Annotated in this window: 27 protein-coding genes; 24 read left to right on the top strand and 3 right to left on the bottom strand. The window is 69.6% G+C overall.

All coding sequences use genetic code 11. The features are described 5' to 3' along the window. The coding region (locus tag JNO53_RS15395) for a hypothetical protein (RefSeq protein WP_238401883.1) at positions 1-237 on the top strand (237 nt) is incomplete at its 5' end. Positions 238-1,032: 795 nt separating this feature from the next. On the opposite strand, the gene JNO53_RS12600 is transcribed toward JNO53_RS15395, so the two are convergent. Beyond that, entirely contained in the window at positions 1,033-1,845 is an 813-nt protein-coding gene (locus JNO53_RS12600; RefSeq protein WP_203111794.1) for a flagellin N-terminal helical domain-containing protein, read from the bottom strand. A 366-nt stretch (positions 1,846-2,211) separates the two neighbouring features. Between JNO53_RS12600 and JNO53_RS12595 the strand changes: the two genes are divergently transcribed. From JNO53_RS12595 to JNO53_RS12505, 19 genes are all read left to right on the top strand, one after another. Next, positions 2,212-3,474: a sigma 54-interacting transcriptional regulator gene (locus tag JNO53_RS12595; RefSeq protein WP_203111791.1), complete on the top strand. Its 1,263-nt coding sequence runs from the start codon at positions 2,212-2,214 to the stop codon at positions 3,472-3,474. Further along, on the top strand, positions 3,471-3,845 hold the full coding sequence (gene fliE / locus JNO53_RS12590; RefSeq protein ID WP_203111788.1) for a flagellar hook-basal body complex protein FliE: 375 nt from the start codon (positions 3,471-3,473) through the stop codon (positions 3,843-3,845). Before JNO53_RS12595 ends, fliE begins: the two co-directional genes overlap by 4 nt. A 4-nt stretch (positions 3,846-3,849) precedes the next feature. Next, positions 3,850-5,481 (top strand): flagellar basal-body MS-ring/collar protein FliF, encoded by a 1,632-nt coding sequence (gene fliF, locus JNO53_RS12585; RefSeq protein ID WP_203111785.1) that lies wholly within the window; start codon positions 3,850-3,852, stop codon positions 5,479-5,481. Next, a complete protein-coding gene (gene fliG / locus JNO53_RS12580; RefSeq protein ID WP_203111782.1) occupies positions 5,481-6,494 on the top strand; it encodes a flagellar motor switch protein FliG in 1,014 nt (337 codons plus the stop codon). The genes fliF and fliG overlap by 1 nt, the downstream gene beginning before the upstream one ends. Further along, a complete protein-coding gene (locus tag JNO53_RS12575) occupies positions 6,487-7,074 on the top strand; it encodes a FliH/SctL family protein (protein ID WP_203111779.1) in 588 nt (195 codons plus the stop codon). The genes fliG and JNO53_RS12575 overlap by 8 nt, the downstream gene beginning before the upstream one ends. Positions 7,075-7,106: 32 nt before the next feature. Continuing rightward, entirely contained in the window at positions 7,107-8,399 is a 1,293-nt protein-coding gene (locus JNO53_RS12570) for a FliI/YscN family ATPase (RefSeq protein WP_203111807.1), read from the top strand. Next, positions 8,389-8,814, top strand: a complete 426-nt coding sequence (locus tag JNO53_RS12565) for a hypothetical protein (protein WP_203111776.1) — start codon at positions 8,389-8,391, stop codon at positions 8,812-8,814. Before JNO53_RS12570 ends, JNO53_RS12565 begins: the two co-directional genes overlap by 11 nt. A 70-nt stretch (positions 8,815-8,884) precedes the next feature. Then, positions 8,885-10,111, top strand: coding sequence for a hypothetical protein (locus JNO53_RS12560; RefSeq protein WP_203111773.1), 1,227 nt, complete (start codon positions 8,885-8,887; stop codon positions 10,109-10,111). 34 nt (positions 10,112-10,145) lie between these two features. Next, positions 10,146-10,730, top strand: coding sequence for a flagellar basal body-associated FliL family protein (locus JNO53_RS12555; RefSeq protein ID WP_203111772.1), 585 nt, complete (start codon positions 10,146-10,148; stop codon positions 10,728-10,730). Next, positions 10,727-11,626, top strand: a complete 900-nt coding sequence (locus JNO53_RS12550) for a FliM/FliN family flagellar motor switch protein (RefSeq protein WP_203111770.1) — start codon at positions 10,727-10,729, stop codon at positions 11,624-11,626. Before JNO53_RS12555 ends, JNO53_RS12550 begins: the two co-directional genes overlap by 4 nt. Further along, entirely contained in the window at positions 11,623-11,973 is a 351-nt protein-coding gene (gene fliN / locus JNO53_RS12545; protein WP_203111767.1) for a flagellar motor switch protein FliN, read from the top strand. The genes JNO53_RS12550 and fliN overlap by 4 nt, the downstream gene beginning before the upstream one ends. Then, positions 11,973-12,251: a flagellar biosynthetic protein FliO gene (locus JNO53_RS12540; protein WP_203111765.1), complete on the top strand. Its 279-nt coding sequence runs from the start codon at positions 11,973-11,975 to the stop codon at positions 12,249-12,251. The genes fliN and JNO53_RS12540 overlap by 1 nt, the downstream gene beginning before the upstream one ends. Further along, positions 12,248-13,003: a flagellar type III secretion system pore protein FliP gene (gene fliP, locus JNO53_RS12535; RefSeq protein WP_203111763.1), complete on the top strand. Its 756-nt coding sequence runs from the start codon at positions 12,248-12,250 to the stop codon at positions 13,001-13,003. The genes JNO53_RS12540 and fliP overlap by 4 nt, the downstream gene beginning before the upstream one ends. Positions 13,004-13,005: 2 nt before the next feature. Continuing rightward, complete coding sequence (locus JNO53_RS12530) at positions 13,006-13,278, top strand: flagellar biosynthetic protein FliQ (protein ID WP_203111760.1); 273 nt, start codon at positions 13,006-13,008, stop codon at positions 13,276-13,278. Beyond that, the gene (gene fliR / locus JNO53_RS12525; RefSeq protein WP_203111757.1) at positions 13,275-14,060 is read left to right on the top strand and encodes a flagellar biosynthetic protein FliR; all 786 of its coding nucleotides are present in this window, start codon (positions 13,275-13,277) and stop codon (positions 14,058-14,060) included. The genes JNO53_RS12530 and fliR overlap by 4 nt, the downstream gene beginning before the upstream one ends. Continuing rightward, complete coding sequence (locus JNO53_RS12520) at positions 14,057-15,187, top strand: EscU/YscU/HrcU family type III secretion system export apparatus switch protein (protein ID WP_203111754.1); 1,131 nt, start codon at positions 14,057-14,059, stop codon at positions 15,185-15,187. The genes fliR and JNO53_RS12520 overlap by 4 nt, the downstream gene beginning before the upstream one ends. A 30-nt stretch (positions 15,188-15,217) precedes the next feature. Next, entirely contained in the window at positions 15,218-16,639 is a 1,422-nt protein-coding gene (gene fliD / locus JNO53_RS12515) for a flagellar filament capping protein FliD (RefSeq protein ID WP_203111752.1), read from the top strand. A gap of 4 nt (positions 16,640-16,643) precedes the next feature. Continuing rightward, on the top strand, positions 16,644-17,036 hold the full coding sequence (locus JNO53_RS12510) for a flagellar protein FliS (protein ID WP_203111750.1): 393 nt from the start codon (positions 16,644-16,646) through the stop codon (positions 17,034-17,036). Between the two features lie 173 nt (positions 17,037-17,209). Next, on the top strand, positions 17,210-17,845 hold the full coding sequence (locus tag JNO53_RS12505) for a response regulator transcription factor (RefSeq protein ID WP_203111748.1): 636 nt from the start codon (positions 17,210-17,212) through the stop codon (positions 17,843-17,845). Here JNO53_RS12505 and JNO53_RS12500 read toward each other — a convergent pair. Beyond that, positions 17,812-18,237 carry a hypothetical protein gene (locus JNO53_RS12500; RefSeq protein ID WP_203111745.1) on the bottom strand — a complete coding sequence of 142 codons (426 nt, stop codon included), beginning with the start codon at positions 18,235-18,237 and terminating at the stop codon, positions 17,812-17,814. The two genes, JNO53_RS12505 and JNO53_RS12500, sit on opposite strands and share 34 nt — an antisense overlap. Before the next feature lie 208 nt (positions 18,238-18,445). Here JNO53_RS12500 and JNO53_RS12495 point away from each other — a divergent pair, with 208 nt between their 5' ends. From JNO53_RS12495 to JNO53_RS12480, 4 genes are all read left to right on the top strand, one after another. Then, the gene (locus JNO53_RS12495) at positions 18,446-19,768 is read left to right on the top strand and encodes an alkaline phosphatase PhoX (protein WP_203111743.1); all 1,323 of its coding nucleotides are present in this window, start codon (positions 18,446-18,448) and stop codon (positions 19,766-19,768) included. 102 nt (positions 19,769-19,870) lie between these two features. Beyond that, entirely contained in the window at positions 19,871-20,452 is a 582-nt protein-coding gene (locus JNO53_RS12490) for a TIGR00730 family Rossman fold protein (RefSeq protein ID WP_203111741.1), read from the top strand. Between the two features lie 76 nt (positions 20,453-20,528). Then, complete coding sequence (locus tag JNO53_RS12485) at positions 20,529-21,575, top strand: phytoene/squalene synthase family protein (RefSeq protein WP_443111180.1); 1,047 nt, start codon at positions 20,529-20,531, stop codon at positions 21,573-21,575. A 53-nt stretch (positions 21,576-21,628) separates the two neighbouring features. Beyond that, positions 21,629-23,533: an acetyl/propionyl/methylcrotonyl-CoA carboxylase subunit alpha gene (locus JNO53_RS12480; RefSeq protein ID WP_203111737.1), complete on the top strand. Its 1,905-nt coding sequence runs from the start codon at positions 21,629-21,631 to the stop codon at positions 23,531-23,533. 135 nt (positions 23,534-23,668) lie between these two features. Here the strand turns inward: JNO53_RS12480 and JNO53_RS12475 are convergent, their stop codons facing one another. Next, entirely contained in the window at positions 23,669-24,943 is a 1,275-nt protein-coding gene (locus tag JNO53_RS12475; protein WP_203111734.1) for a multidrug effflux MFS transporter, read from the bottom strand. Between the last annotated feature and the right edge of the window lie 64 nt (positions 24,944-25,007).

Raw genomic sequence — 25,007 nt, 5'->3', positions numbered from 1 at the left:
GGTGGCGGTTTGCTTGCGAACGACCGGCGGACGGGCCGCGGCGTGAGGTTCGCCGCGCACGATCCGCTTGCCCGCCGCCGCCGCGGTGGGCCCGGTTCGATCCCTGGGGTCCGGGACTGGCGGGCGCGGACGGCCGGGACTCGCGAGAAGTCCGCCCATGCCCCGTGGCTGATCCGCCACGCCAGCGCGCGGTGTACTGGCGGCCCGGGGAGCCCGGCTGCAGCGCCGGGTTCGTGAGGGCAGCACGCGAACAGCGCGAACATCCATGTCCCGGCTTCCGGCGGAAGGGAGCGAAGCTTTCGGCTCCTTGAGGTTACACCCGAGCCTGAACATCGCACGCCAGCCGCACCGGCCGCGCCGCTGGCGGAACGGCGAAGCCGCTCCATCAGCGGAAGAGAGGCGAAGCACCGTCGACTGGGCGCCTGCCCCGATCCTCGTTGCCTGACGTTGAGGGCCGCCAGGCACGCGTCACATAACCAATATGGTTCGTTTTGTCAAGATTGCTGGTAAAACGGTGAGGAGCGTTGCTCTCACACACCCCTCGTCATCCCAGCGAACGCTGGGATCGCGTGCAGCGCCGGATGACCTGGCGGGTAGCGATCCCAGCTTGCGCTGGGATGACGGGATTCGCTGGGGAAACGCAGATGACCGGAAGGAAGACCCGCTCTATCGCCTCCCCCTGTCATCCCCGCGCAGACCGGGATCCAGGGTTCGTCGTCAGCCGATGGATCCCCGCGTTCGCGGGGATGACACGCTTGGTTAGGTCGAGATGCACCCTGGGCGCCGCGCTTTCGTCCGGCACACACTTCGCAGGACGTGGCCGGCCGTCACTCCTTCCAGCCGACCACTGCGATCGCAGAGGTCCGCTGCGCGGCCGCCCTTTGTCATCCTCGCGAAAGCGGAGATCCATGATCCGAGGTCGAACCCGGACTCCGGGGTCCACGCGGACGACGGAAGGGTCCGCAACCAAAGAAAAAAGGCCCGGCACTGGTGACAGCGCCGGGCCTCCAAAGGCCAGAGATATTCTGACGATTAGCGCAGCAGCGACATAACGTTCTGCTGGCTCTGGTTCGCCTGCGACAGCATCGCGGTCGAAGCCTGGCTGAGGATCTGCGCCTTCGCCAGCGCAGTCGTTTCGGCCGAGTAGTCGGTGTCCTGGATGCGCGAGCGAGCGTCGGACAGGTTGGTGACGTTGTTGGTCAGCGTGTTGACCGCCGATTCCAGGCGGCTCTGGCCGGCGCCCAGCGTGGCGCGGGCAGTCGAGATCGCCTCGAGCTGCGCGTCGGCCGTCGCGATCGACGTGGTCGCGGAAGCAGCGTCGGTGCCGACGTCGAACGTTGCGGTGGCGAGACCCGAGAGATCGGCCATCGTCAGGTCGATCGTGTCGGTGCTTTCGGCACCGGCCTGGATCGTGACGGTCGCGGTGCTGGCGTCGAACAGCTTCACGCCGTTGAACTCGCTGTTCGCGACGACGGCGTCGATCTGCGACTTGAGCTCGGTGACTTCCGCCTGCAGGTTGGCGCGGTCGGTGGCCTGGTAGGTGCCCGACGCCGACTGCACGGCCAGTTCGCGGATGCGCTGCAGCATGTTGGTGACTTCGTTCAGGCCGCCTTCCGCGGTCTGCGCCATCGAGATGCCGTCGTTGGCGTTGCGGATGCCCTGGCTCATGCCACGGATCTGCGAGGTCATCGACGTGGCGATGGCGAGGCCGGCGGCGTCGTCCTTCGCGCTGTTGATGCGGTTGCCGGTCGACAGACGCTCCATGGCGGTGCCGAGGGCCTTGTTGGCAGCGGCCGAGGCGTTGGCAGCCTTGAGCGCGCTGATATTCGTATTGATAACGGACATTGTTCAAACTCCCACAATGCTCTTCAAGGGCTGCCCCGAGACCCCGTCTTGGGCGGCAGCTTGAACCCAGACCGGCAATGCGCCGGGAAGTTTTAGGGGGCAGGCGGATTTTCGTGGTTGCGCCGCGGTTTGCGAAACGCCCGCCATCCAGGCGCACGCCGGGATCTCTCTCCGCCAGATCCCGACTTCGCCGCGCGCGATCTCGGCTTTCGCCGGATGACGTCCGCGGGGTGGCAGAGAGCGGCGCGTCGTTCGGACTAAGTATTTATACTTAAGGGCCTTCCACCGTTAACCATTAAGCGAAATTTCCCCTTACGGGCGCCAATAGGGCTGCGGACGGATGGTTAATCAGCAGGGGGCTGAAAAGTGGGATCGATCGAACGGACCCAAGGGTTCGAAAAGGCTCACGTTTCGCTGGCGGGCAAGTTCGCGGGGATCGCATCCTCGCTCTTTCCCCGGCAGATCGTGCACCTTGCCGACGCCGCCGAGAGCGGGCTGCGCGAGCTGCCCGGCGTGATTGCACTGGCGCGGGCCGACGTGCCCGCGATCGAGCGAATGGGAACCGGCGCCCGGCTGACGTATGCCGATCCGGTCTCCGAAGCGACTTTCGGCGCGCTCGTCGCGCTGGCCGCGGCCGGTGGGGGGCCGGTCGCGGCCGATCCGGAATCGCTTTCGGTGCTGGCGCTGGCCGACCGGCTGGCGGGGACCGACATTCCGGTGCTCATCAACGGGCCGACCGGCACCGGCAAGGAAGTGCTGTCGCAGTTCATCCACAATCGCAGCGCGCGGGCGGGCAAGCCGTTCGTGGCGGTCAACTGCGCGGCCATTCCCGAAACGATGCTGGAAGCGCTGCTGTTCGGCCACCAGAAGGGCGCCTTCACCGGAGCCAATGCGGCGGGCGAGGGCTTCTTCCGCGCGGCGGAAGGCGGCACGCTGCTGCTCGACGAGATCGCCGAGATGCCGCTTTCGCTCCAGGCCAAGCTGCTGCGGGCCTTGCAGGAAGGCGAAGTCGTGCCGGTCGGCGCGACCACGCCGGTCAAGGTCGACGTGCGGATCATCGCCTGCGCCAACCGCGACCTGCCGCTGGAGGTGGAGGAGGGCCGCTTCCGCGCCGACCTTTACTATCGTCTCAACGTGTTTCCCATGACGCTGTCGGCGCTGCGCGAGCGGCCGAACGACATCGTGCCGCTGGCCTTCGCCATGCTGCTGCGCCACGCGCCGCAGGGGCAGCAGGTGCCCTGGCTCACCGACGGGGCGGTCGCCATGCTCAAGCAGCACGGCTGGCCGGGCAATATCCGCGAGCTGGAGAACGTCATGCGCCGCGCGCTCGTGCTCGCCGGCAACGAGGCCGCGATCGGCACGCAGCATATCGTGTTCGACCGGCCCGCGCGGCTGGTCGAACGCACGCCCGAACCGGCATCGCAGGTCGATTTCGACGAGGCCGGCGCGGGGGCCAAGCTCTCCAAGGTCGTGCAGCTTTCCGAAGCGCGCGCGATCATGGAAACGCTCGACGCCTGCGGCGGCAAGCGCGCCGAGGCCGCGCGCCAGCTCGGCATCAGCGAACGCACGCTGCGCTACCGTCTGGCATCCTTCCGTGAAGCCGGCCTGGCCGTCGGAGGCCGTCGATGAGCGGCGTGGGCGGCATCGGAGGCGCGGGCTCGGTCCAGCAGATCATGGCCCTGCGCCAGCAGATCCTGGAGCGATCGAGCGTTCTGCAGGAACTCCAGCAGGCGAAAGGCGCCGCAGGAACGGGCGTCGCGGCTCCGAGCGAACCGGCGGGCGGGGGCTTTGCCGATACGCTCCGAACGGCACTCGACGGCGTCAACGCGGCACAGACCAAGTCGTCCGACCTCGCCGCCGGCTACGAGCGCGGCGAGGTGACCGACATCGCCAAGGTCATGCTCGCGCGCCAGGAAGCCGGGATCGCTTTCGAAGCCACATTGCAGGTCAGGAACAAGCTGTTGTCCGCCTATCAGGACATCATGCGGATGGGGGTTTGATTAGATGAGCGACCTCGTTCCCACGGGTGCTTCCTCCGGCTCGCTCCTTGCGCCGCTGCGCGCGAGGGGCGCCGGTTCGTTCAAGGATCGCGCCGCCGCTTTCGTGGCGCAGCCCGCGGTGAGGAAGGCCCTGCCGTGGTTCGCCGGGTTCGCCGCGGTGGGCATGGCCGCGCTGCTCTGGGCCGCGCTCGCGCCGGCGCCGCAGCGCGTGCTCTACAGCTCGCTCGGCGACGCCGACCGCGCCGGGGTGGTCAGCGCGCTGGAGACCGCATCGATCGACTACACGATCGATAACGCGACGGGCGCGCTCACCGTGGGGGCGGACGATCTCTACCGCGCGCGCATGGTGGTCGCCTCCGACGGCGCGCTCGCCACGCCCGAGACCGGGCAGGACCTGATCGATTCGCTTCCCATGGGCGCCAGCCGCACGCTCGAAGGCGACCGGCTGCGGGCCGCGCAGGAACGCGACCTGATGCTGACGATCCGCGAGATCGACGGGGTCGAATCGGTCCGGGTCCATCTCGCGCGCGCCGAACGCTCTGTGTTCGTGCGCGACAACCTGCCGCCGACCGCCTCGGTCATGGTCCGCATGGCGCGCGGGCGGCAGCTTTCCGAATCGCAGGTCACCGCGATCGCCAATCTCGTCGCCGCCTCGGTGCCGGGGCTGTCGATCGACGCGGTGCGCATCGTGGACCAGCACGGCCGGCTGTTGTCGGACCCCAAGGGGGCGGAATCGGACCGGCTGGAGCTCCAGACGCGGATGGAAGCGAAGCTGCGCTCGCAGGTCGACCAGCTCCTCGCGCCGATGATCGGGGCCGAGAACTTCTCCAGCGAGATCCAGGTGGCGCTCGACATGAACGAGGTGACCTCGGCGCGCGAGAGCTACGACAAGGACGGCGCGGTGCGCCGCGAGACGACCCAGACCTCGACCATGCCCGGCCCCGGCGCCGCGGTCGGCGTGCCCGGAGTGCTGTCGAACACGCCGCCAGCGGCGCCCGAAGCCGTCGAAGGCGCGCCCGAGGGCGGCCCGGCCGCGGCCGCCGCGCCGGAAGTGGGCGAAAGCAGCGCGACCCGGACGTACGAGCTCGGCCGCGAGGTCGCGGTGTCGAACGTCGCGCCGGGCAGCGTGAAGCGCCTGTCGGTCGCGGTCGCCATCAACCAGGACGTGCTGCAGGGCGCCAAGCCCGCCGACATCAAGAAGTTCGAGGACCTGGTCGCCGCGGCCGTCGGCGCCGATACGGCGCGGGGCGACACGGTGGCGGTCATCGTCCGCCCGTTCGACCCGCCCGTGGCCGAGGAACCGCCGTTCTGGGAAGCGCCGTGGTTCGCGATGGTCGTGCGCAATCTGGTCGCGCTGATCTGCGTCGTGCTGGTGCTGCTGTTCGTCGCCCGGCCCATCGTCCGCGCGCTGACCAGCCGCAAGGACGAGGAAGGCGAACAGGCGGAAGGCGAACTGACGGTGCTCCCGGCCGGCCGCCGGCCCGCGCTGATCGCGATGAACGACGAGCCCGACCGCGAGGAGCTTTCCGCGCAGATCGAACTCGCCCAGCGCATCGCGCGCGAGCAGCCGGACGACGCGCTCCAGGCGCTGCGCCGCATGCTCAGCGAGACGCGCAGCACCGAGGGCGTGGCGTGATGGCCGCCCCGATCGAATTCGACGGCGCCGACCGCGCGGCGGTCATGGTCATGCTGCTGGGCGAGGAGGAGGCGGCAAGGCTGCTCGCCGGCCTCTCGCCCGAGGAACTGCGCCGGCTCGGCACCAAGATGTGCGAACTCGGCGAGATCGGGCCGACCGCGATTGCCGACGCGATCGCGAGCTTCGCCGATTCCGCCAGCCAGTCGGGCATTTCCGCGCACGGCCGGATCGACGACGTGCGCCGGATCATGACCGGCGCGCTCGGCGAAGTGAAGGCGGACAGCATCATGCGCCGCGTCGCCCCGCCCGAGAACGCGCCGCGCAACCCGGCGCTCGAGATCGCCCAGTGGCTCGAGCCCGACGTGCTGATCCCGCTGATCCAGGACGAGCATCCGCAGGCGATCGCCGTGCTGCTCGTCCAGCTCGAACCCGCGACCGCCGCGGCGGTGCTGGCCGGCTTGCCGGAGGACCTGCACACCCCGGTCGTACACCGGATCGCCAGCCTCGGGCCGGTCTCGCCCGAGGCGATCGCGATCCTGGAGGAAACCCTGGCCGCGAAGATCGCCGGCACCCACGGGATCAGGAAGCTGACCATGGGCGGCGTGCGCGAGGCGGCGGAGATCATGAACAGCGCCGCGCGCAGCATGGAGAAGCGCGTGATCCCGGGCCTCAACAAGCTCGACAAGCAGCTTGCCCGCGACATCGAGAGCGAGATGTTCAAGTTCGAGCACTTGCTCGACCTCGATACCCAGACGATCGGCCAGCTCCTGCGCGAGATCGAGAGCGAAGTGCTGATCGACGCGCTCAAGGGTCTGGAGGAAGCGCAGCGCGAAGTGTTCTTCGGCGCCATGTCGAACCGCGCGGCGGACGGCCTGCGGGACGAGATCGAGGAACGCGGCCGGATCAAGCGCGCCGACGTGGACGCGGCGCAGAAGGCGATCGTCGCGACCGCCAAGCGGCTCGCCGCCGACGGCACGATCATCGTGGGCGGGGCGGACGACGACTATGTCTAGGGCCTGCCTCCCGCTCGAGCGGCTGCGCGGCAGCGGCGGATTCTCGCGCGATCCGCGCTTCTCTCCGCTCTACGTCGTCGCGGCCGAAGAAGCGGCAGCGGAGCCGGAGCGCGATCCCCTGGCGGAAGCCTACGAGCGCGGGCTCGCCGAAGGCGCCGCGCAGGCCGAAGCGCGCCTCCGCGAGGAGGAACGCGAACGCGACGCCCGGCGCCATGCGATCGAGCTTGCCTTCGCGCGTTTCGATGCCGAAAGCGCCGCCGCGCTGCGGGAGCGCCTGCGGCTGACGGTGCTGGCGCTGTGCGAGGATGCGATCCTGCCGCTCGCGCTCGACGAGGATGGCCTCGTCGCGCGGATCGGCAAGGCCACCGCCATGCTCCAGCGCGCGCAGGACGAGCGGCGCGTATCGCTTCACCCCGACGATCTGGCGCTGGTCGAAGGCCGGCTGCCGGCCGATCTCGTCGCCGTGCCCGACCCCTCGGTCGAACGCGGCGGCTTGCGGATCGAGACCGAGGACGGCGGGATCGAGGACGGGCCCTCGCAGTGGCGCCGCATTCTCGAAGAGGCCTTCCGCGAGTGCTGAGCGAGCTGGAGACGGTGCTCGGCGAACTCGCCATGCCGCCGGTCGACCTGCACCCGCGCCGCTTCGGCCGGGTCGCGGCGTGCGACGGCGGGCTGATCGAGGTCAGCGGCCTTTCGGTGCCGATCGGCGGCCTGTGCCGGATCGACGACGGCAAGGGCGCGACGCTCACTGCCGAGGCGATCGGCTTCCGCAACGGGCGCACGATGATGATGATGCTCGGCGACAGCGTGTTGCTGCGCCCCGGCGTCCCGGTGCGGCCCGAAGGACGGCCGGGCATGTTGCCTGTCGGCCCCGCCTTTCTCGGCCGCGCGGTCGATGGCCTCGGCCGCCCGATCGACGGCGGCCCGCCGCTGCGCTCGCGCGCGGAATGGCCGGCCGGCGGCAAGCGCACCGGCGCGCTCGACCGCGCGAGCGTGCGCGAACCGTTCGATACCGGCATTCGCGCGATCAACGCGCTCACCACCTTCGGGATCGGCCAGCGGGTCGGCATCATGGCCGGATCGGGCGTCGGCAAGTCGGTGCTGATCGACATGATCGCGCACGGCGCGGAAGCCGACGTGGTCGTGGTCGGCCTGATCGGCGAGCGCGCGCGCGAGGTTTCCGACTTCGTCGAACGACACATGCAGGGCGAGGCGGCCGCGCGCACTGCGGTCGTCGCCGTGCCCGCCGATCATGCCGCGAACCTGCGGCTGCGCGGCGCGCTGCTGGCGACTTCGCTCGCCGAATATTTCCGCGCGCAGGGCCTGCGCGTGCTGCTGATCCAGGACAGCCTGACCCGCATCGCCCACGCGGCGCGCGAGATCGGCATCCTGCTCGGCGAACCCGGCGCGGCGCGCGGCTATCCGCCCTCGGCGCTGTCGACGATCACCAAGCTGGTCGAACGCGCGGGCAATTCGGCGGAAAGCGGCGGCTCGATCACCGGGATCTATACGGTGCTCGCCGACGGCGACGACCAGAACGATCCGGTGGTGGACACCGCCCGCTCGATCCTCGACGGCCATATCGTGCTCTCGCGCGATCTCGCCCAGCGCGGGCAGTATCCGGCGATCGACGTCGGCGCCTCGCTCAGCCGGGTGATGAGCGACGTCGCGAGCCCGCAGCAGAACCTGCTCGCGCGAAATCTGCGTGCGCTCGTTTCGGCTTACGAGAGCAACCGCGACCTGTTGCTGATGGGCGCCTATCGCCCCGGGGCCGATCCGCTGGTCGACCGCGGCATCGCGCTCCACCCGCGGATCGCCGAATTCCTCAAGCAGGACGTGGCCGAACGCGTTTCGCTGGACGAGGCCACCGCGCAGCTCCAGCAGTTGATCGGCAATGACCAGTGACGGCGGGCGCCTGCGCCGCGCGCGCCTGATCGAGCGGCTGCGCTCGGCCGAGCAGCGCCAGGCCGCGGCCGAAGCGCACCGGGCCGAGGCAGTGCGGCAGAAGCTCGAGCAGCTTTCCGAACGCACGCGCACGCTGGCGCAGGTCTATGCCCTACGCGACACCTCGCGCGACGGCGCCGACCTGCGCAGCGCGGCCGTGCTCGGCGGTCATCTCCGCGATCTCGGCGCGACCGCCGCGAAGCAGGCCGAGCATGCCCGGCGCGAGGCGGACGACCGCCTGGCCGATCTCGCGGTCGCCGAGCGCCGCCTGCAGAAGGCGGAGGAAGGGCGCCGCGACCTCGCCCGCGCGATCCACGAGAAGGTCGAGAAGCGCGAGACTGTCGGCGCGAGGAAAACTGGCACGCATCTTGAATAAGCCTGTGCGTTCAATCGCACACGGCAGGCCGATGATTTCTCAGCTTCTTTCCCAATCCAAGGCACCCTCGATGCTCGACCTCGGCGCGGCCGCACCGGCGACCGGCGCCGAGCCGGGTCTGCAGGGTGCATTCTCGCGCCTCCTTTCAGCCCTCGGCGCGGCTACGCATGGCCAGCAGGGCAAGGAGCCGGTATCCGGCGCGCCCGGGACACCCTCCGAAGGGGAGGGCAAGGCGCTCGCGGCCACCGCGCTGCCGGACATTGCCGGAACCGGCAAGATCTTGCCGGCCGACGCCGAGGCTTTGCCGGAAGCGGCGGAGAACGCAGCTGCCGCCGAGGCTGCGCTGGCCGCACTGGCGCTGACGCCGCCGCAGGTCGTGCAGCCGGTGGCCGGCGAGCCGGCGGCCAAGGCAGCGCAGGCCCCTGCGCCTGCGCCCGCACTCCCACTCCCACTGCCGCAGCGTCCCGCCGGTCTTCCGCTCCCCGTGCAGGCGGAGGGCGAGGCTGCGAAGCCGGCGACACCTGCCGTAGCGATCCAGGTCGCGCCGCTGCCCGCTTCGGGCGAGGCGACCGCCGCCACGCCGCGCGATTCGGCGCTCGCCGCCGAGAAGCCTGCGGCCGACTTTGCAGCCAAGCTCCAGCCCGCCGGCGCTTCGGCCGGGCGCGGGCGCGATCCGGCCGCCGGCGATCGTCCCGCGGCCGAGCCTGCGGTCAAGGCGCCGGGCAGGATCGCCGCCGAACCCGCTTCGATCCAGGCGCCCGCACCGGTGCAGCCTACGGTCGTTGCCGCTGCCACGTCTGCCGCCGCTGCCAGCGACGCCGCGCCGTCCTTCACCGCCGACAAGCCGGTCATGGAGACCGGCATTGCGCGCGAGCTGAGCCGGATCGTCGACAGCCTCGCCTCGGCGCGCGAGGCGATGACCGCCAAGGGCGCAACGCTGGCGCTCGACCATGCCGAATTCGGCGAGCTCTCGCTTCGCTTCGACCAGCGGCGCGACGGCCAGCTCGGCGTCCAGATCGCCGCGGCGGACCCCGACGCGCACCGCGCGGTCGCCGCCGCCGTGGCGGCGGACCGCTCGGCCTTCGCGCAGGGCGACGGCAGCGCGCCGGGCGGCCAGCAGAACGCGCACAGCGGCGGCAATGCATCCGCCCGCGGCGGTTCGCTTGGCGACCGCGACGGCGGCGCGGCCGAAGGCAACACCCCGCACCGCGAGCGGCAGGAAGGCCGCCGCCCCGCCGACACCGACAACCCCGGGCAGGGCACCCGTCGCGGCGACGACGCCGCGATCTACGCCTGACCCGGCCCAACGCACGCAATTCGAGGACCAAGGAATGAGTGACAAGAACGACAAGCAGGACAAGCCGGCGAAGGGCAGGGGGCTGCTCAAGCTGCTGGCGGTTGGCGTGCTCGTCGCCGGCGCCGCCGGGGGCACCGTGTTCGGCCTGATGTCGGCCGGCGTGATCCAGATGGCGGGCGCGAATGCCGCCGAAGCCGGCCCGCAGTTCGTGCTCAAGGGGGAGAAGGATCCCTATGCGCCGCCCGCGCCCAAGGGCTCCGCCGGCGAAACCGACGTCGTCTACGGCGAGGGCGGCAACAAGTACCGCACCGCCTATTTCAGCTTTGCCGAGGACTTCACCTCGAACCTCAAGAACAGCGACGGCCTCATCCAGGTGAGCCTCGCCGCCTCGACCCGCCGCGACGGGCGCGTGCTGATGTGGCTCGACGAACACCAGCTCGCGATCCGCTCGCGCATCCTCGTCGAGCTCGCCGACACGCCCGAGGAAACGGTGATGACCAGCGCGGGCAAGAAGGACATGCAGAAGCGCCTGACCGACGCGGTCAACGCCGTGCTGGTGGAGCAGGAAGGCTTCGGCGGGGTCGACAACGTCTACTTCCGGACCTTCATCGTCCAATGACCGGCCGCGCTTCATCCAGGGCGGGGCGCCGTGCGGCGAATCACGCCGGCGTGCTGCTGCGCGGGCGCGAGGCGCCGGTCGAGCTCGGCCCCGAGTTCGAGCGGTTCGCCGCCCGTCTGTGCGGCGCCCTTCGCGCCTGTGTCGCGGGCGTGGCCAACGATGCCGAGGCGCATGTCGCCTCGCTCGGCACGCAGGTGCTCGCCGGGGCGGAGCTGACGGGCCATTGCGCGCCGCTGATCGCCCCGAGCCGCCACCGTTTCGGCGTGGCCGGGCACGCGCTGTTCCTCGCGCTCGACGGGCACGCGATCCTCGAGCAGCTCGACCGCACTTTCGGCGGCACGGGCGAAATCGGCGAGCGTCTTCCGGCCGAGCTGCCGCACACCGCGCGCCTGCTGTCGCAGCGGTTCGAACGCCAGGTCCTCGCGGCCATGGCGGGCGAGCTCGGCGGGCTCGAATTCCGCACCGACACGGCCTCGCCGGCCGAGCTGCGCACGCCGTTCGCGCCCGATGCGGAGCTGACCGCGCTGACCCTCGAAGTTGCGACACGCCGGCGCACCTGGCACATCGTGCTCGCGCTCGAGACCGCGTCGCTGTCGTCGCTCCTGCCCAAGCGCGCCTCGGCGCCCCGCGCCCCGGTCTCGCGCCGCAAGCCGGGCATCGACGAGGCGCCCTTCGCCGACCTGCCGCTCGCCGCCAGCGCGCGGCTGGTCGACATGGAAATGCCGCTCCACCGCCTGGCCGCCATCCAGCTGGGCACCGTTCTTCCGATCATGGTCGCGCGCAACGTGCCGCTGCAGGTGGGCGAGATCGTCATCGCCCGCGGCACCGTCGGCGAAGTCGACGACCAGGTCGCGCTCCAGATCACCCAGACTTTCACCGCAAAGGAAATCCGATGACCGACACCGCCCAGGGCTTCGGCCTGATTCAGGACATCGACGTCCGCCTGACGGTCGAGCTCGGCCGCGCACAGATGAACCTGCGCGAAGTGCTCGACCTGGCGGAGGAAAGCGTGGTCATGCTCGACCGCCTGACCGACGAGCCGCTCGACGTGCTGGTCAACGGCAAGCTGATCGCCAAGGGCGAAGTCGTCGCCGAGGGCAACCGCTTCGGCCTGCGCATCCTCGAGCTCGTCGGCGCCAACCAGCCCGCCGCCGCGCCCCGCGAGCGCCGCGCGCCGCCGATCGAGGTGACCGCCAAGGCCGGCGCCAAGCAGGCGCCCAAGCAGGCGGAAGGCGCCGCCTGATGTTCTGGTACGTCGTCAAGCTGCTGGTCCTGCTGCCGCTGATCGGCCTGATGATCTGGGGCACCCTGAAGCTCGCCCAGCGCATGCAGGGCAAGTTCGGCGCGCCGCAGGGCGGGACCAGGGCGGTGCGGATCGTCGAGACGACGATGCTTTCGCCGACCATGCGCCTCGCCGTGATCGAATTCCACGGGCGCGAGATCCTCGTCTCGACCTCGCGGGCGGGCCTGACGCGGCTTGCCGAAGCGCCGGCCCGCCCGGCGGCGGAGGACGCGGCGTGAAGCGGCTGACGGCCATTCTGAGCGCGCTTGCCGCGCTCGCCATTCCCGCGGCCGCCAAGGCGCAGGCGGCCGTGCCCGGCGCGCTCGACCGCGCCTTCGGCGAACTCGGCGGCGCGGGGGGAGAGCCGCTGAGCATGTCGCTCCAGCTCCTCCTCGTCATGGGGCTGCTGACGATCCTGCCGGCGCTGATCCTGATGATGACCAGCTTCACGCGGATCATCGTCGTGCTCGCGATCCTGCGCCAGGCGCTCGGCCTGCAGCAGTCGCCGCCCAATCAGGTGCTGATCGGGCTGTCGCTGTTCCTTTCGCTGTTCGTCATGGCGCCCACGCTGGAGCGGGTGAACGACGCCGCGATCGCGCCGTACGCGGCCGGGCAGATGAACGCCGAGGAAGCCATCGAAGTCGCCGGCTATCAGTTCCACGCTTTCATGATCCGCCAGACGCGCGAGCGCGACCTGCAGATGTTCGCCGATATCGCCAACGCGCCGAAGTTCGCCAGCACGGCCGAGGTGCCGTTCTCGATCCTGCTGCCGGCCTTCGTCACCAGCGAGCTCAAGACCGCGTTCCAGATCGGCTTCATGCTGTTCCTGCCGTTCCTGGTGATCGACCTCGTCGTTTCCAGCGTGCTGATGAGCCTGGGCATGATGATGATGAGCCCGATGCTCGTCTCGCTGCCGTTCAAGCTGCTGCTGTTCGTCCTCGTCGACGGATGGGCGCTGCTGATGGGCTCGCTCGCGTCGAGCTTCGCCTGACCATGGACGAGCTTCCCATTCTCCTCGCGCTGGCGGATCGGATGCTGTGGATCACCGCGCTGGTCGCCGCGCCGGTGCTGCTGGCGAGCCTTGCCATCGGCCTCGTCGTGGGCCTGATCCAGGCGGCCACCTCGGTCAACGAACAGACGCTGACGTTCGTGCCCAAGCTCGCCGCGGTGGCGCTCGTGCTGGTCCTGTTCGGCGCCTCGATGATGGCGCTGCTGGGCGACTTCATGCAGGAAATCTTCATGGAAATCGCCAGGATCGGGAAGTGATCGCACTCGATTTCGGCCTTGGCGCGATCGAGCAGGACTTCTGGCGCGTCGTGTTCCTGATGACCCGCATCGGCGCCGCCCTGCTCGCCGCACCGATCTTCGGCGCGGCATCGGTCCCGATGACCGTGCGCGTCTGCATGACCGGGGCGCTGGCGATCTTCGCTGCCGTCTGGCTGCCCGCGGTGACCCCGCCCGAGGCGCTGTTTTCCGCCGCCGGCCTGCTCGCTGTCGCGGGCGAAGTCGCGGTCGGGCTGACGCTCGGCTTCGTGCTCCAGATCGCCTTCGCCGCGCCGGTGATCGCCGCCGAAGTGATCGGCGGGGCGATGGGCATGAGCATGGCCATGGCGGCCGACCCCAACGGGGGCGGGCAGACGACCGCGTTCGGCCAGTATTTCACGATCGTCCTGATCCTGATCTTCCTCGCGCTCGGCGCGCACCTGCACTGGATCGCGCTGCTGGTCGAAAGCTACCGCGCCTTTCCGCCGGGCGAGACCTGGCTGGGCGCGGACGGCTTCGCGCAAGTCGCGAGCTTCGCCGGCGCGATGTTCGAGACCGCGGTGCGCATCGCGCTGCCGGTTACGCTGGTGCTGCTACTGGTGCAGATGCTGACCGGTGTGCTCAGCCGCTCGGCGCCGTCGCTCAACCTCTTCGCGCTCGGCCTGCCGGCAGGCGTGCTGGCGGGGATTGCGGCGCTGATCATCGCCGCGCCGATGATCTACGAACAGTTCGGCGACATTGCCGAAATGGCGCTCGGCCAGACCGAGCGGATGCTGGTGCAATGAGCGAGACCGCCGGCGAAAAGACCTTCGCGCCGACCGAGAAGCGCAAGCGCGACGCGGCGCGCAAGGGCGACGTCCTGCGCTCGCGCGAGGCGACCACCGCTGCGGGAATCCTGTTCGGCGCCGCGTGGCTGATCTTCGCCGGGCCCTGGCTGCTCGACGAGATGAGCCAGATCGTGCGCGAAAGCCTGGTGTTCGACCGCCGCGACATGCTCGATTTCCAGCCCGGCCGGATGATGACGGTCAGCCTGCTCGTCGCCCTGCCGCCGATCCTCACGATCGCGGTGCCGATGATCGCGCTGGCGCTGATCACCCAGCTCGGCTTCGGCGGGGAAGGGCGCTGGGTGAACGAGAACCTCGCCTTCAAGGGCTCTCGCATCAGCCCGCTCGCCGGGCTCAAGCGCATGTTCGGCCCGACCGGCTGGATCGAGATGGGCAAGGGTATCCTGAAGGTTGCACTGCTCGGCGCGATCGCCTGGGCCTGGGGGCGGAGCTGGCTCGAGACGATCATGGGGCTCGGCGGCGGCAATCTGTCGCAGCAGCTCAGCGCGGCCTGGGGCGCGGTGACCTCGCTCCTCATCGCACTTGCCGGCGGGCTGATCGTGATCGCGCTGATCGATGCGCCGATCCAGTGGCTGCGCCGCAATCAGCGGCTCAAGATGAGCCACCAGGAAATGCGCGACGAGCACAAGCAGGCCGAAGGTTCGCCCGAAGCGCGCGCCCACCGCCGCCAGCGCCAGCGCGAGATCGCGGCGGGCGGCGTGGCGCACGCCATGCGCGAGGCGCAGTTCGTGCTCACCAACCCGACTCACTTCGCAGTCGCGATGGTCTACGATCCCGACAAGGCGGCCGCCCCGATCGTGCTCGCCAAGGGGCGCGGCGACAAGGCGGCGGCGATGAAGGAGCTGGCGCGCGAATACGGCGTGCCGCTGCTCGAATATCCGCAGCTCGCGCGCTCGGTCTATTACACCACGCGCGAGAACCAGACGATCCGCGAGGAGCTCTATGCCGCGATCGCCTCGGTGCTGGCCGTCGTCCTTTCGCTCAAGCGCGGCGAAGCGCGGCCGGCACCGGCGATCGAGGTGCCGGTGGAGCTGCGCTTCGACGCCGACGGGCGTGTCTCCTCTTAACCCCCGCCTGCAGGAGCCGTTCTCAGCGTCATGAGCGAAATGTCGTCCATCATCGCCGGTCTCGGTGCAGGTAGCGGGATCGATATGGTCAAGTTGGCGAGCGATCTCGCCGACGCGCAGTTCGCGCTGCGCAACGACCGGCTGAGTACCAGGAGCGAAGAGCTCGAACGGCAGATTTCCGCCGCGTCCTCGCTCAAGAACACGCTGGCCATGCTGGCGAGCGCGCTCGGCGACCGGGTCCGGGCGGGCGACCTCGCGGTCAAGCCGCAGATCGGCAACTCGGCCGTCGCCACGGCAACCAGTCCTGCCGGCACGACCGGCTCCGGCTCCTACAGCCTCGAAGTCCTGGCGCTTGCGCGGGGGCAGACGCTGACGGGGCCGGCGATGGCCGATCCGGCCGCAGTGGTCGGCGCCGGGTCGCTCACCTTTCGCTTCGGCACGACCGACGGCACGGGCTTCACCGCCGATGCCGAGCAGGCGGCCGTGACCGTCGATATCGCCAGCGGTTCGACGCTCACCGACATAGCCAATGCGATCAACGCCAAGAACGCCGGACTGAGCGCCTACGTCGCGCAGACCGCGCAGGGGGCGCAGCTCGTCCTCAAGGGACCCGAGGGCGCGAAGAGCGGCTTCGTCGTCGAAGCCACCGAGACCGTGGGCGAGGAAGGGCTGGCGGCGCTGGCCTGGAATCCGGCCGCCGGCGGCGATCCGGCCCGGCTGCTGGCCGCCTCCGCCGATGCCCAGTTCAAGCTCGACGGCATTGCCATGAGCAGCGCCAGCAACGACGTCGGCACGGTCGCGCCCGGGCTGGCGCTCGAGCTGACCGGCACCAATGCCGGCGCGCCGACCACGATCGGCTTTCCCAGCCCGGTCGGCACAATCTCTTCGGCGATGCAGGACATCGTCAACGCGCTCAACGAGGTTGTGAGCGAGCTCTACACCGCGACCGATCCGATGAACGGCGACCTTGCGCGCGACCCGGGCGCCCGCGCGCTCAAACGCACGCTGTCGGAGCTTTCGGGCATGGAGATCATGCCCAACGCGCCCGACGGAGCGCCGCGCACGCTGGCCGATCTCGGCCTGGTGATCCAGCGCGACGGCACTTTCCGGCTCGATACCCAGCGCCTCGACGCAACGCTCGAACGCGATCCCGGCGGCGTCGCCGCGATGTTCACCACGGGGCTCTACGGCATCTACGCCACGGTCGACCGGATCTCGCGCCAGGCGTCGCGCACCGGCGACCCGGGATCGCTTGCCGGGTCGATCGCGCGCTACCAGTCGCAATCGACCGACCTGTCGGAAGAGGCTGCCAAGCTGGCGGACCAGCAGGAAACGCTGCGGGCGAACATGGTCGCGCGGTTCGCCAAGGCGGACTCGCGCATCGCCGCCTCGCAGTCGACCCTGTCGTTCCTCCAGTCGCAGATCGACGCCTGGAACGCCGGGAGGGACTGACACGATGCTGGCCCTGACCGATCCGCACGAGGCCTATCGCCGCAGCTCGCTCGACGCGCGGGTGCACGGCGGCGATTCCGCGGCGCTCGTGCAGCTCTGCCTGGAACAGGCGATCGCGGCCCTCGGCTCGGCCCTGTTCGCGCAGGAGCGCGGCGATCCCATGCTGCGCAGCAAGGGGCTGACCCGCGCGCTGACCGCGATCACGGCGCTGGAAATGGGCGTCGACCGCAAGGCTCCGCTGGCCGAAGCGCTGCTGCAGGTCTACGGCGCGGCGCGGCAGGCGGTGCTGGGCAGCGTCACCGATTTCAACGCCGATCTGCTGGCTTCGGTGCGGCAGGACTTCCTCGAGATCGAGGCCGCCCTGCGCGGCGCCGCGCAGCCTGCGGCGGCAGAGTGAACGCCTCAACGAAACAAATTTTAACGTTTGCAGAACCCTTGCCATTAAGTTAACGCCGCCCCGGCTGACCGGGGGGTTTCATTGAGCTTGGGGGCGCAGAATTCCCGCATCGGCCTTGCACCGATGAACCGCTGCACGCGCGGCGCGCGGAGCCGTTCGTTCGGGTGCCGGCCATGGTGGTGACAGGGGACACGGGCGCTCTGCCCGTGCATGTGATCGACTTCGACACACGCCGGCGTGCCGAGATCTCGCGCGACCTGCTGGCGCGCAGGCTCCACGCCGAAATCTACGAGGATATCAGCGAGTTCCTGCGCATCCTGCCGCCTCGCGGCGTGGTGCTGATGGTCGAACAGGCGGAGCCGAACCACTTCTCGCAATTTCTCGCCAGCCTGCGCGCCAAGGGGCGTTACTATCCGGTCGCGATCTATTGCGACGCGCCCGAGCCGGAGCATGTCGTACGCGCGATGCGCGAGGGCGCGCTCGACTACCTGCGCTGGCCGTTCGAGCCGGCGCTGCTGGACGAAACCCTGCGGCGGTTAGGCGAGGAAGGTGACCGCCGGCGCCAGATCGAACTGGCCCGTGCCCGGGCGAAGGCCTCGGTCGATCAGCTGACCGGGCGCGAGCACGACGTGCTCGTCTCGCTGCTGAACGGCAATTCGAACAAGCAGATCGCCGCCGAGCTCGAGCTCAGCCCGCGCACGGTCGAGATCTACCGCAAGAACGTCATGCGCAAGCTCGACGCCCGATCGACGTCGGACGCGGTGCGGATCGGGATCTACGCCGATTTGTGGGAGCTGCCGGTCGCCTGATTCAGGCCAAGCATGAAGGCGAGCCAGGCGCGCACGAGCGCCATTGCGGGCAAGCTCGAGCTGGCGAGGCTCTCCTCCGTGTCGCCCTCGAGCCAGACGCGTCCGGTCGCCGGGCCCCCGGCGCGCGAGACGATCTCGCAGGACAGGGCCGTTCCGATCAGCGCGGCGGCCGCGGCCTCGAACGCCTGCCGCTCGAGCAGCTCGTCGAAGGCGGTCTCGTCCAGCGTGGCGGCCGCGATCGCTCCGAACGGCGACGGGGCGAGGGCGGCGAGATGGTAGGAAAGGCGCAGGACGTTCTCGATCGGAGCTTCGGCCGCCGTCCAGGCGGACAAGCGGGCAAGACTCTCGAACCAGCTTAACGCATCGAGACTGGCACTGTCGCGCGGCTCCATAGGGGCTGCCCCCTCCCGGTTTCGCGGCGAAAGGTATACCCGTTAGCGCCGGACCGGAATTATTGCGCGCCAGACGGAGCCTCCAGTCAGCCGTAAGGAGCGATTTCCGCCCGCGAAACGCGATTTGCGGCGACAATTGTGACCTGTCATCCCGGCGTCACGCTGCTATCGCATCCGGGCCACGCCAACTCTCAGGGGACAGCAAGACATGCCTGCATCGCTCACCGCCAACCGCCGCACGTTCCTCGCCGCCACCGGCAGCGCCTTTGCCGGGCTCGCGGCGAGCGGCTGCTCGACCACCATGGCCGGCGCCGCGCGCAGCGCGGGCTACGGTCCGCTGCGGCCCGATCCGGCGGGGCTGATCGACCTGCCCGAGGGGTTCTCCTACCGCGTGCTGTCCAAGCTCGGCGACGCGATGAGCGACGGCTTCACCGTGCCCGACGCGGCCGACGGCATGGGCTGCTTCGATCTCGGCGGAGGCAAGATCGCGCTGGTGCGCAATCACGAACTCGTGCCCGGCAAGGACGGCGGCGGCGTCGCGGGCCCGGCGTTCGACACCGTGGCGCGCAGCCTTGTCCCGCTGCCCGGCGGCACGACCACGCTGGTGCTCGATGCCGAAACCTTGGCGGTCGAGAAGCAGTACCGCTCGCTCGCCGGCACGATCCGCAACTGTGCGGGCGGGGTGACGCCGTGGGGAAGCTGGCTGACTTGCGAGGAAGCGCCGGTCAGCGCCGACGGCCGGATCAACCAGGACCACGGCTGGACCTTCGAAGTGCCCGCCGCCGCGCCCGGCCTGATCGATCCGGTGCCGCTGACGGCGATGGGCCGCTTCAATCACGAGGCCGCCTGCGTCGATCCGGCGACCGGGATCGTCTACCAGACCGAGGACCGCGACGACAGCCTGCTCTACCGCTTCGTTCCGAACACGCGGGGCAAGCTGGCCGACGGCGGCAAGCTCCAGGCGCTGGCGATCGTCGATGCGCCGGCGGACACGCGCAACTGGCAGGGTGCGCCGATGCCGGCGCAGGCCTGGGCCGAGGTGCGCTGGGTCGATCTCGACAACGTCGAAGCGCCGGAGGACGACCTGCGCCAGCGCGGCGCGGCGGCGGGCGCGGCGGTGTTCGCGCGCGGCGAGGGCATCCACATGGGCGACGGCGAGCTCTACTTCTGCTGCACCAGCGGCGGTGCGGCCAAGCTGGGGCAGATCTTCCGCCTCGTCCCCGGCCGCGGCGGACAGGCCGACCGGCTCCAACTGTTCTTCGAATCGACCAGCCGCGACCAGTTCAACTACGGCGACAACCTGACGGTCGGGCCGAACGGACACCTGGTGGTGTGCGAGGACCAGTATACCGACGTGGTCGAGAACCACCTGCGCGGAATCACGCCCGAAGGTGCCGCCTACCCGATCGCCTTCCTGCACGAGCAGACCGAATGGGCGGGCGCCTGCTTCTCCCCCGACGGCCGCACGCTGTTCGTCAATGCCTACAGCCCGGCCAAGACCTTCGCCATCCAGGGGCCGTGGCTGGCGTAGCGGGCCATCGTCATCCCGGTGAAAGCCGGGATGACGGAGCAGGATGGAGCGCCGCCGCGTGAAACATTGCCCAATGCGCCGCACCGGGCCAAAGAGCGCGGCATGAACCGTCTGGCCATCTACTGCGGGTCCGCGACGCCCGCCGATCCGCGTTACATCGAGCTCGCCCGCGAGGTCGGGCGCACCCTGGCGGAGCGCGGGATCGGGGTCGTCTATGGCGGCGGGCGGCTCGGGCTGATGGGAGCTGTGGCGAGCGGCGCGCTCGACGCGGGGGGTGAGGTGATCGGGGTGATCCCCGATGCGCTCGCCGGCAGCGAGGTTGCCAACACCGACTGCACCGAGCTCCACACCGTCACCGGCATGCACGAGCGCAAGCAGCGCTTCACCGACCTCAGCGACGGGTTCGTCACCATCCCCGGCGGCGTCGGGACGATGGACGAGTTGTGGGAAGCCGTGAGCTGGGCGCAGCTCGGCTATCACACGAAGCCCGTGGGCCTGCTCAACGCCTTCGGGTTCTACGACCATCTGATCGCGTTCAACCGGCACATGGCCGAAGTGGGCTTCGTCCGGCCCGCGCATCAGGGTATCGTCATCGCCGAACCGACTCTGCCCGCGCTGCTGGACCGGATGGCCGCTTACCAACCGCACACCCCGATCTTCCAGATGAAGGCGAGCGACCTGTGAACGCGGCGCGCCCCCGGCCCCTCGCGCAACCGGGAGGGGAGAGACCATGAGCCGCCCCCGCCGGGTCGTGCCGCGGATGCTGGCGCCGTCGCGCATCCTGCGGACGACGCCGGCGCAGGCGGGCGGCGGGCGGGAACGCTGGTCGCTGGTGGAGCACGCCTACGATGCGATCGCCGAAGGATCGAAAAGCTTCGCCACCGCGAGCGAGCTGTTCGACCGTGCCACCCGCGAACGGGTATGGCTGCTCTACGCCTGGTGCCGGCGGTGCGACGATCTTGCCGACGGGCAGGACCACGGCGGCGAGCCGGGCGACCATGCCGATACCGACAAGCGCCTGCGCGCGATCCGTCTGCTGACCGAGCGGGCCTTCGAAGGCCTGCCCACCGCCGATCCGGCGTTCGACGCCTTCGGCCTCGTCGCGCGCGAATGCGGGCTGACGCGCGAGATGGCCGGGGACGTGATCATGGGCTTCGAGCTCGACGCGGCCGGCTGGCGCCCGCGCACCGAGCGCGACCTTGCGCGCTACTGCTACCACGTCGCCGGCGCGGTCGGGGTGATGATGGCGGTGGTCATGGGCGTGCCCAAGGACGATTCGGAAACGCTCGACCGCGCCTGCGACCTCGGCATCGCCTTCCAGCTCGCCAATATCGCGCGCGACATCGGCGAGGACGATGCGGCCGACCGCTGCTACCTGCCGGTCGAATGGCTGGTCGAGGAGGATATCGAGCCGGGCCAGCACATGAAGCCGCACCACCGCGGCGAACTGGCCGACATGGCCGCGCGACTGGTCGCGCTGATGGAGCGGCACGAGGCAGCCGCGAAGCTCGGCACCACGCGCCTGCCCTTCCGCAGCCGCTGGGCCGTGCTCGCCGCCGCGCGCATCTACGGTGCGATCGGCCGCGAGGTTCGCGCGCGCGGCCGGGCGGCCTGGGATCACCGCGTGGTGATCTCGCGCTGGGAAAAGGCGAAGCACGTCATCGGCGCCTTCTGGGAAGCCCTGCGCAACCGCCCGCAGCCGCCCGAGGCCCTGCCCGAATGGACCCGCGGCGAGATCCTGATCGACGTCCGCATGGCCGGCCCGATCGCCAAGCCCCCGATGGATCCGCTGCCGGACGAGGCGTGACGCACCGCGAAGGACCCGTTTCCTTTTCGGGCCGACCGCCCTATCCGTTGCCGATGATCACCAAGCTTCTGATCGCCAATCGCGGCGAGATCGCCTGCCGCATCATCCGCACCGCGCGCGCGATGGGGATCGCCACGGTGGCGGTCTATTCCGATGCCGACGCGCGGGCGCTCCACGTCCGCCAGGCCGACGAAGCGGTCCATATCGGCCCTTCGCCCGCGGCCGAAAGCTACCTCGTCGGCGAGAAGATCATCACCGCCGCGCAGCAGACCGGGGCGGAGGCGATCCATCCCGGCTACGGCTTCCTTTCCGAGAACGCCGATTTCGCGCAGGCCGTGATCGATGCCGGGCTGATCTGGGTCGGCCCGAAGCCGCAGAGCATCCGCGCCATGGGCCTCAAGGACGCGGCCAAGAAGCTGATGCGCGCCGCCGGCGTTCCGGTGACGCCCGGCTACGAAGGCGAGGACCAGTCGGCCGAGCGCCTCAAGGCCGAGGCCGACGCGATCGGCTATCCGGTGTTGATCAAGGCCGTCGCCGGCGGCGGCGGCAAGGGCATGCGCAAGGTCGATGCGGCGGGCGATTTCGAAGCCGCGCTCGAATCCTGCCGCCGTGAGGCAAAGGCGAGCTTCGGCAACGACGAGGTGCTGCTGGAGAAGTGGATCACCTCGCCCCGCCATATCGAGGTGCAGGTGTTCGGCGACAGCCACGGCAACGTCGTCCACCTGTTCGAACGCGACTGCTCGCTCCAGCGCCGCCACCAGAAAGTGATCGAGGAAGCCCCGGCCCCCGGCATGGACGAGGCGACGCGCGCGGAAATCTGCGCCGCCGCCGTCCGCGCGGCGCAGGCGGTCGACTACGAAGGCGCCGGCACGATCGAGTTCATCGCCGACGCCAGCGAGGGCCTGCGCGCTACCCACATTTTCTTCATGGAGATGAACACCCGCCTCCAGGTCGAACACCCGGTGACCGAGGAGATCACCGGGGTGGATCTGGTGGAGTGGCAGCTACGCGTGGCGAGCGGGGAGCCGGTGCCGCTCAAGCAGGAGGAGCTGAGCATCAACGGCCACGCCATCGAAGCGCGGCTCTATGCCGAAGATCCGGCGAAAGGGTTTTTGCCGAGTCCTGGGCTGATCAATGACCTGGAGCTTGAACACCGCATCCGAATCGAAACGGGTGTGGAGGAAGGCGATATCGTCAGCTCCCACTACGACCCGATGATTGCCAAAATGGTGGTCCACGCCGCCGATCGCGACAGTGCGATCGAGGCCATATTGGACGCATTGAACAACAGCTATGTTTCGCCCTTGAAAACCAATCAGGGCTTCCTGTTCGAGTGCCTCGATCTGGAGGAGTTTCGTGCTGCCGAACTAGATACAGGTCTGATTGAACGTAAGGGAACGACTCTGCTACCAGCCGAGCGGTCAAGCCAGTCCGCCAATAACGCAGCGGCACGCCGCTTCCGGCGCGACCATCTTGATTGGAGCGGGAGTTATACGCCCGAAGGACAGCTGCGCGCAGGACTTTTTGGTTTCCGACTCAACAGACCGCGCCAAGAGGATGTGACCCTTTTCGAAGGTGGTCACGCGGTGACAGGCGATAGCAGCAAACATGAGGCCGCATTTGGCATTTGCGCCTCGATGACGCCTGATGAAACGATATTCGTGACCGAGCGCGGTCAGACCTACTCATTTTCGGTGCGAGGACCCGATGGCTCAGGCCACCACTCCGCCCATGATGGCGACATCGTCGCGCCCATGCCGGGCAAGGTGATCGCAGTCGATGTGGCGGAGGGGGACGTCGTCATCGCCGGGCAGCGGCTGATGGTGCTCGAGGCGATGAAGATGGAGCACGCGCTGACCGCCCCGTTCGACGGGACCGTGACCGAGCTTGCCGCCAGCGCGGGCGCGCAGGTGCAGGTGGAGGCGGTGCTGGCGGTGGTGGAGCCGGCGGAGGGATGAACCTCCCTCCTCTTTAGAGGAGGGGACCGAGGGGTGGTGTCGATGCCGCAGGCATCGTTCGTTGGCGATGCTCGCTTCGCTCGCCACCACCCCCAAACCCCCTCTTCTGAAGAGGAGGGGGGCTTTCAGTGCAGATCAATCGTCGTCCGCCACCGGCGGGCCGAACAGTTCGCCCTTTTCGCTGAACAGCACGAAGCCCAGCGTCAGCACCGCCGTTACCAGCAGCGCCAGCGCCAGCGGGCGGGCCGTGCCGTCGTAGGCGAAGCCGATCACCGCGCCCAGCGCCGCGCCGCTGGTCATGCGCAGGAAGCCCTGCGCGGAGGAGGCGGCACCCGCGATATGGCGGAAGGGCTGGAGCGCGATCGAGCCGAAGTTCGCGCCGATGAAGCCGAGCAAGCTCATGTTCGCGGCCATCAGCGGCACGAACGTCCACAGGCTCTCGTCCGGCTGGCTGGCGAACCAGAGTTGCACTGCAGCCACCGCGATGAACACGAACAGCGCCGCATGGCTCACCCGCCGCGCGCCGAATCGCTCGACGATGCGCGAGTTGGACCAGTTCGACACCGCCATGCAGGCAGCGCAGATGGCGAAGATCAGCGGGAAGTTGTCGCCTGCGCCGAAAGCCTCGCCGATGAGCTGCTGGCTGGAGTTGATGAAGCCGAACAGGCCGCCGAACACCAGCGCGCTGCCGAGCGTGTAGCCGATCGTCTCGCGCAGGGTGACCGCGCTCGCCATGTTGCGCAGGATGGGGCCCAGGCGGATCTCCTGCCGGTCGCGGGCATGCAGCGTTTCGGGCAGGCGCCAGTGGACCCAGGCGGTCATGATCACGGCAGCGGCCGCCATCACGAGGAAGATCCAGCGCCAGTCGCCGAACAGCTCGATGACCCCTTGCCCCAAGCTCGGCGCGATCGCGGGCACGAGCAGGAAGATGACGAAGATCAGGCTCATCATCCGCGCCATCCGGTCGCCGCCCACGCGGTCGCGGATGATCGCCGGCGGCAGCGCGACGATGCCGGCGGCGGAGAACCCCTGCACCGCGCGCAGCACGACAAGCGCCTCGAACGAAGTCGCGAGCGCGCAACCGATCGAGAACACGATGTATGCGCCGAGCGCGACGAACAGCACCGGCCGCCGCCCGAACCGGTCGGCGAAGCTGCCGGGCACGAGCGTGCCGAGGCCGGTCGCGAGCAGATAGGCGCCGACCACGAACTGGCGGCGATTGCCCGCGATGCCGAGATCGGACGCAAGATCGTCCAGCGCGGGCAGGATCGCGTCGATGCCGAAGGCGTTGAGCGCCATCAGCATCGCCATCATCCAGATCAGCTCGCGCTCGCCGATCGGCGGGCGTTTCGCCAGGCTGGAGGGCGGCCGGACCTCGTCTTCGCCGGGGGACCAAGTTTCATTTCGCATCTGCACAATATCGTCCTTGCGACGAACGGTTCCGCTTTGCAACCGGGGGGATTATCCTGATCGC

Origin of the sequence: Altererythrobacter sp. C41, from assembly GCF_016803135.1 — a bacterium.
Classification (GTDB): Bacteria; Pseudomonadota; Alphaproteobacteria; order Sphingomonadales; family Sphingomonadaceae; genus Pelagerythrobacter.
The sequence above is the reverse complement of the archived record's forward strand: the minus strand, read 5'-3'. Positions and strand labels throughout refer to the sequence as shown.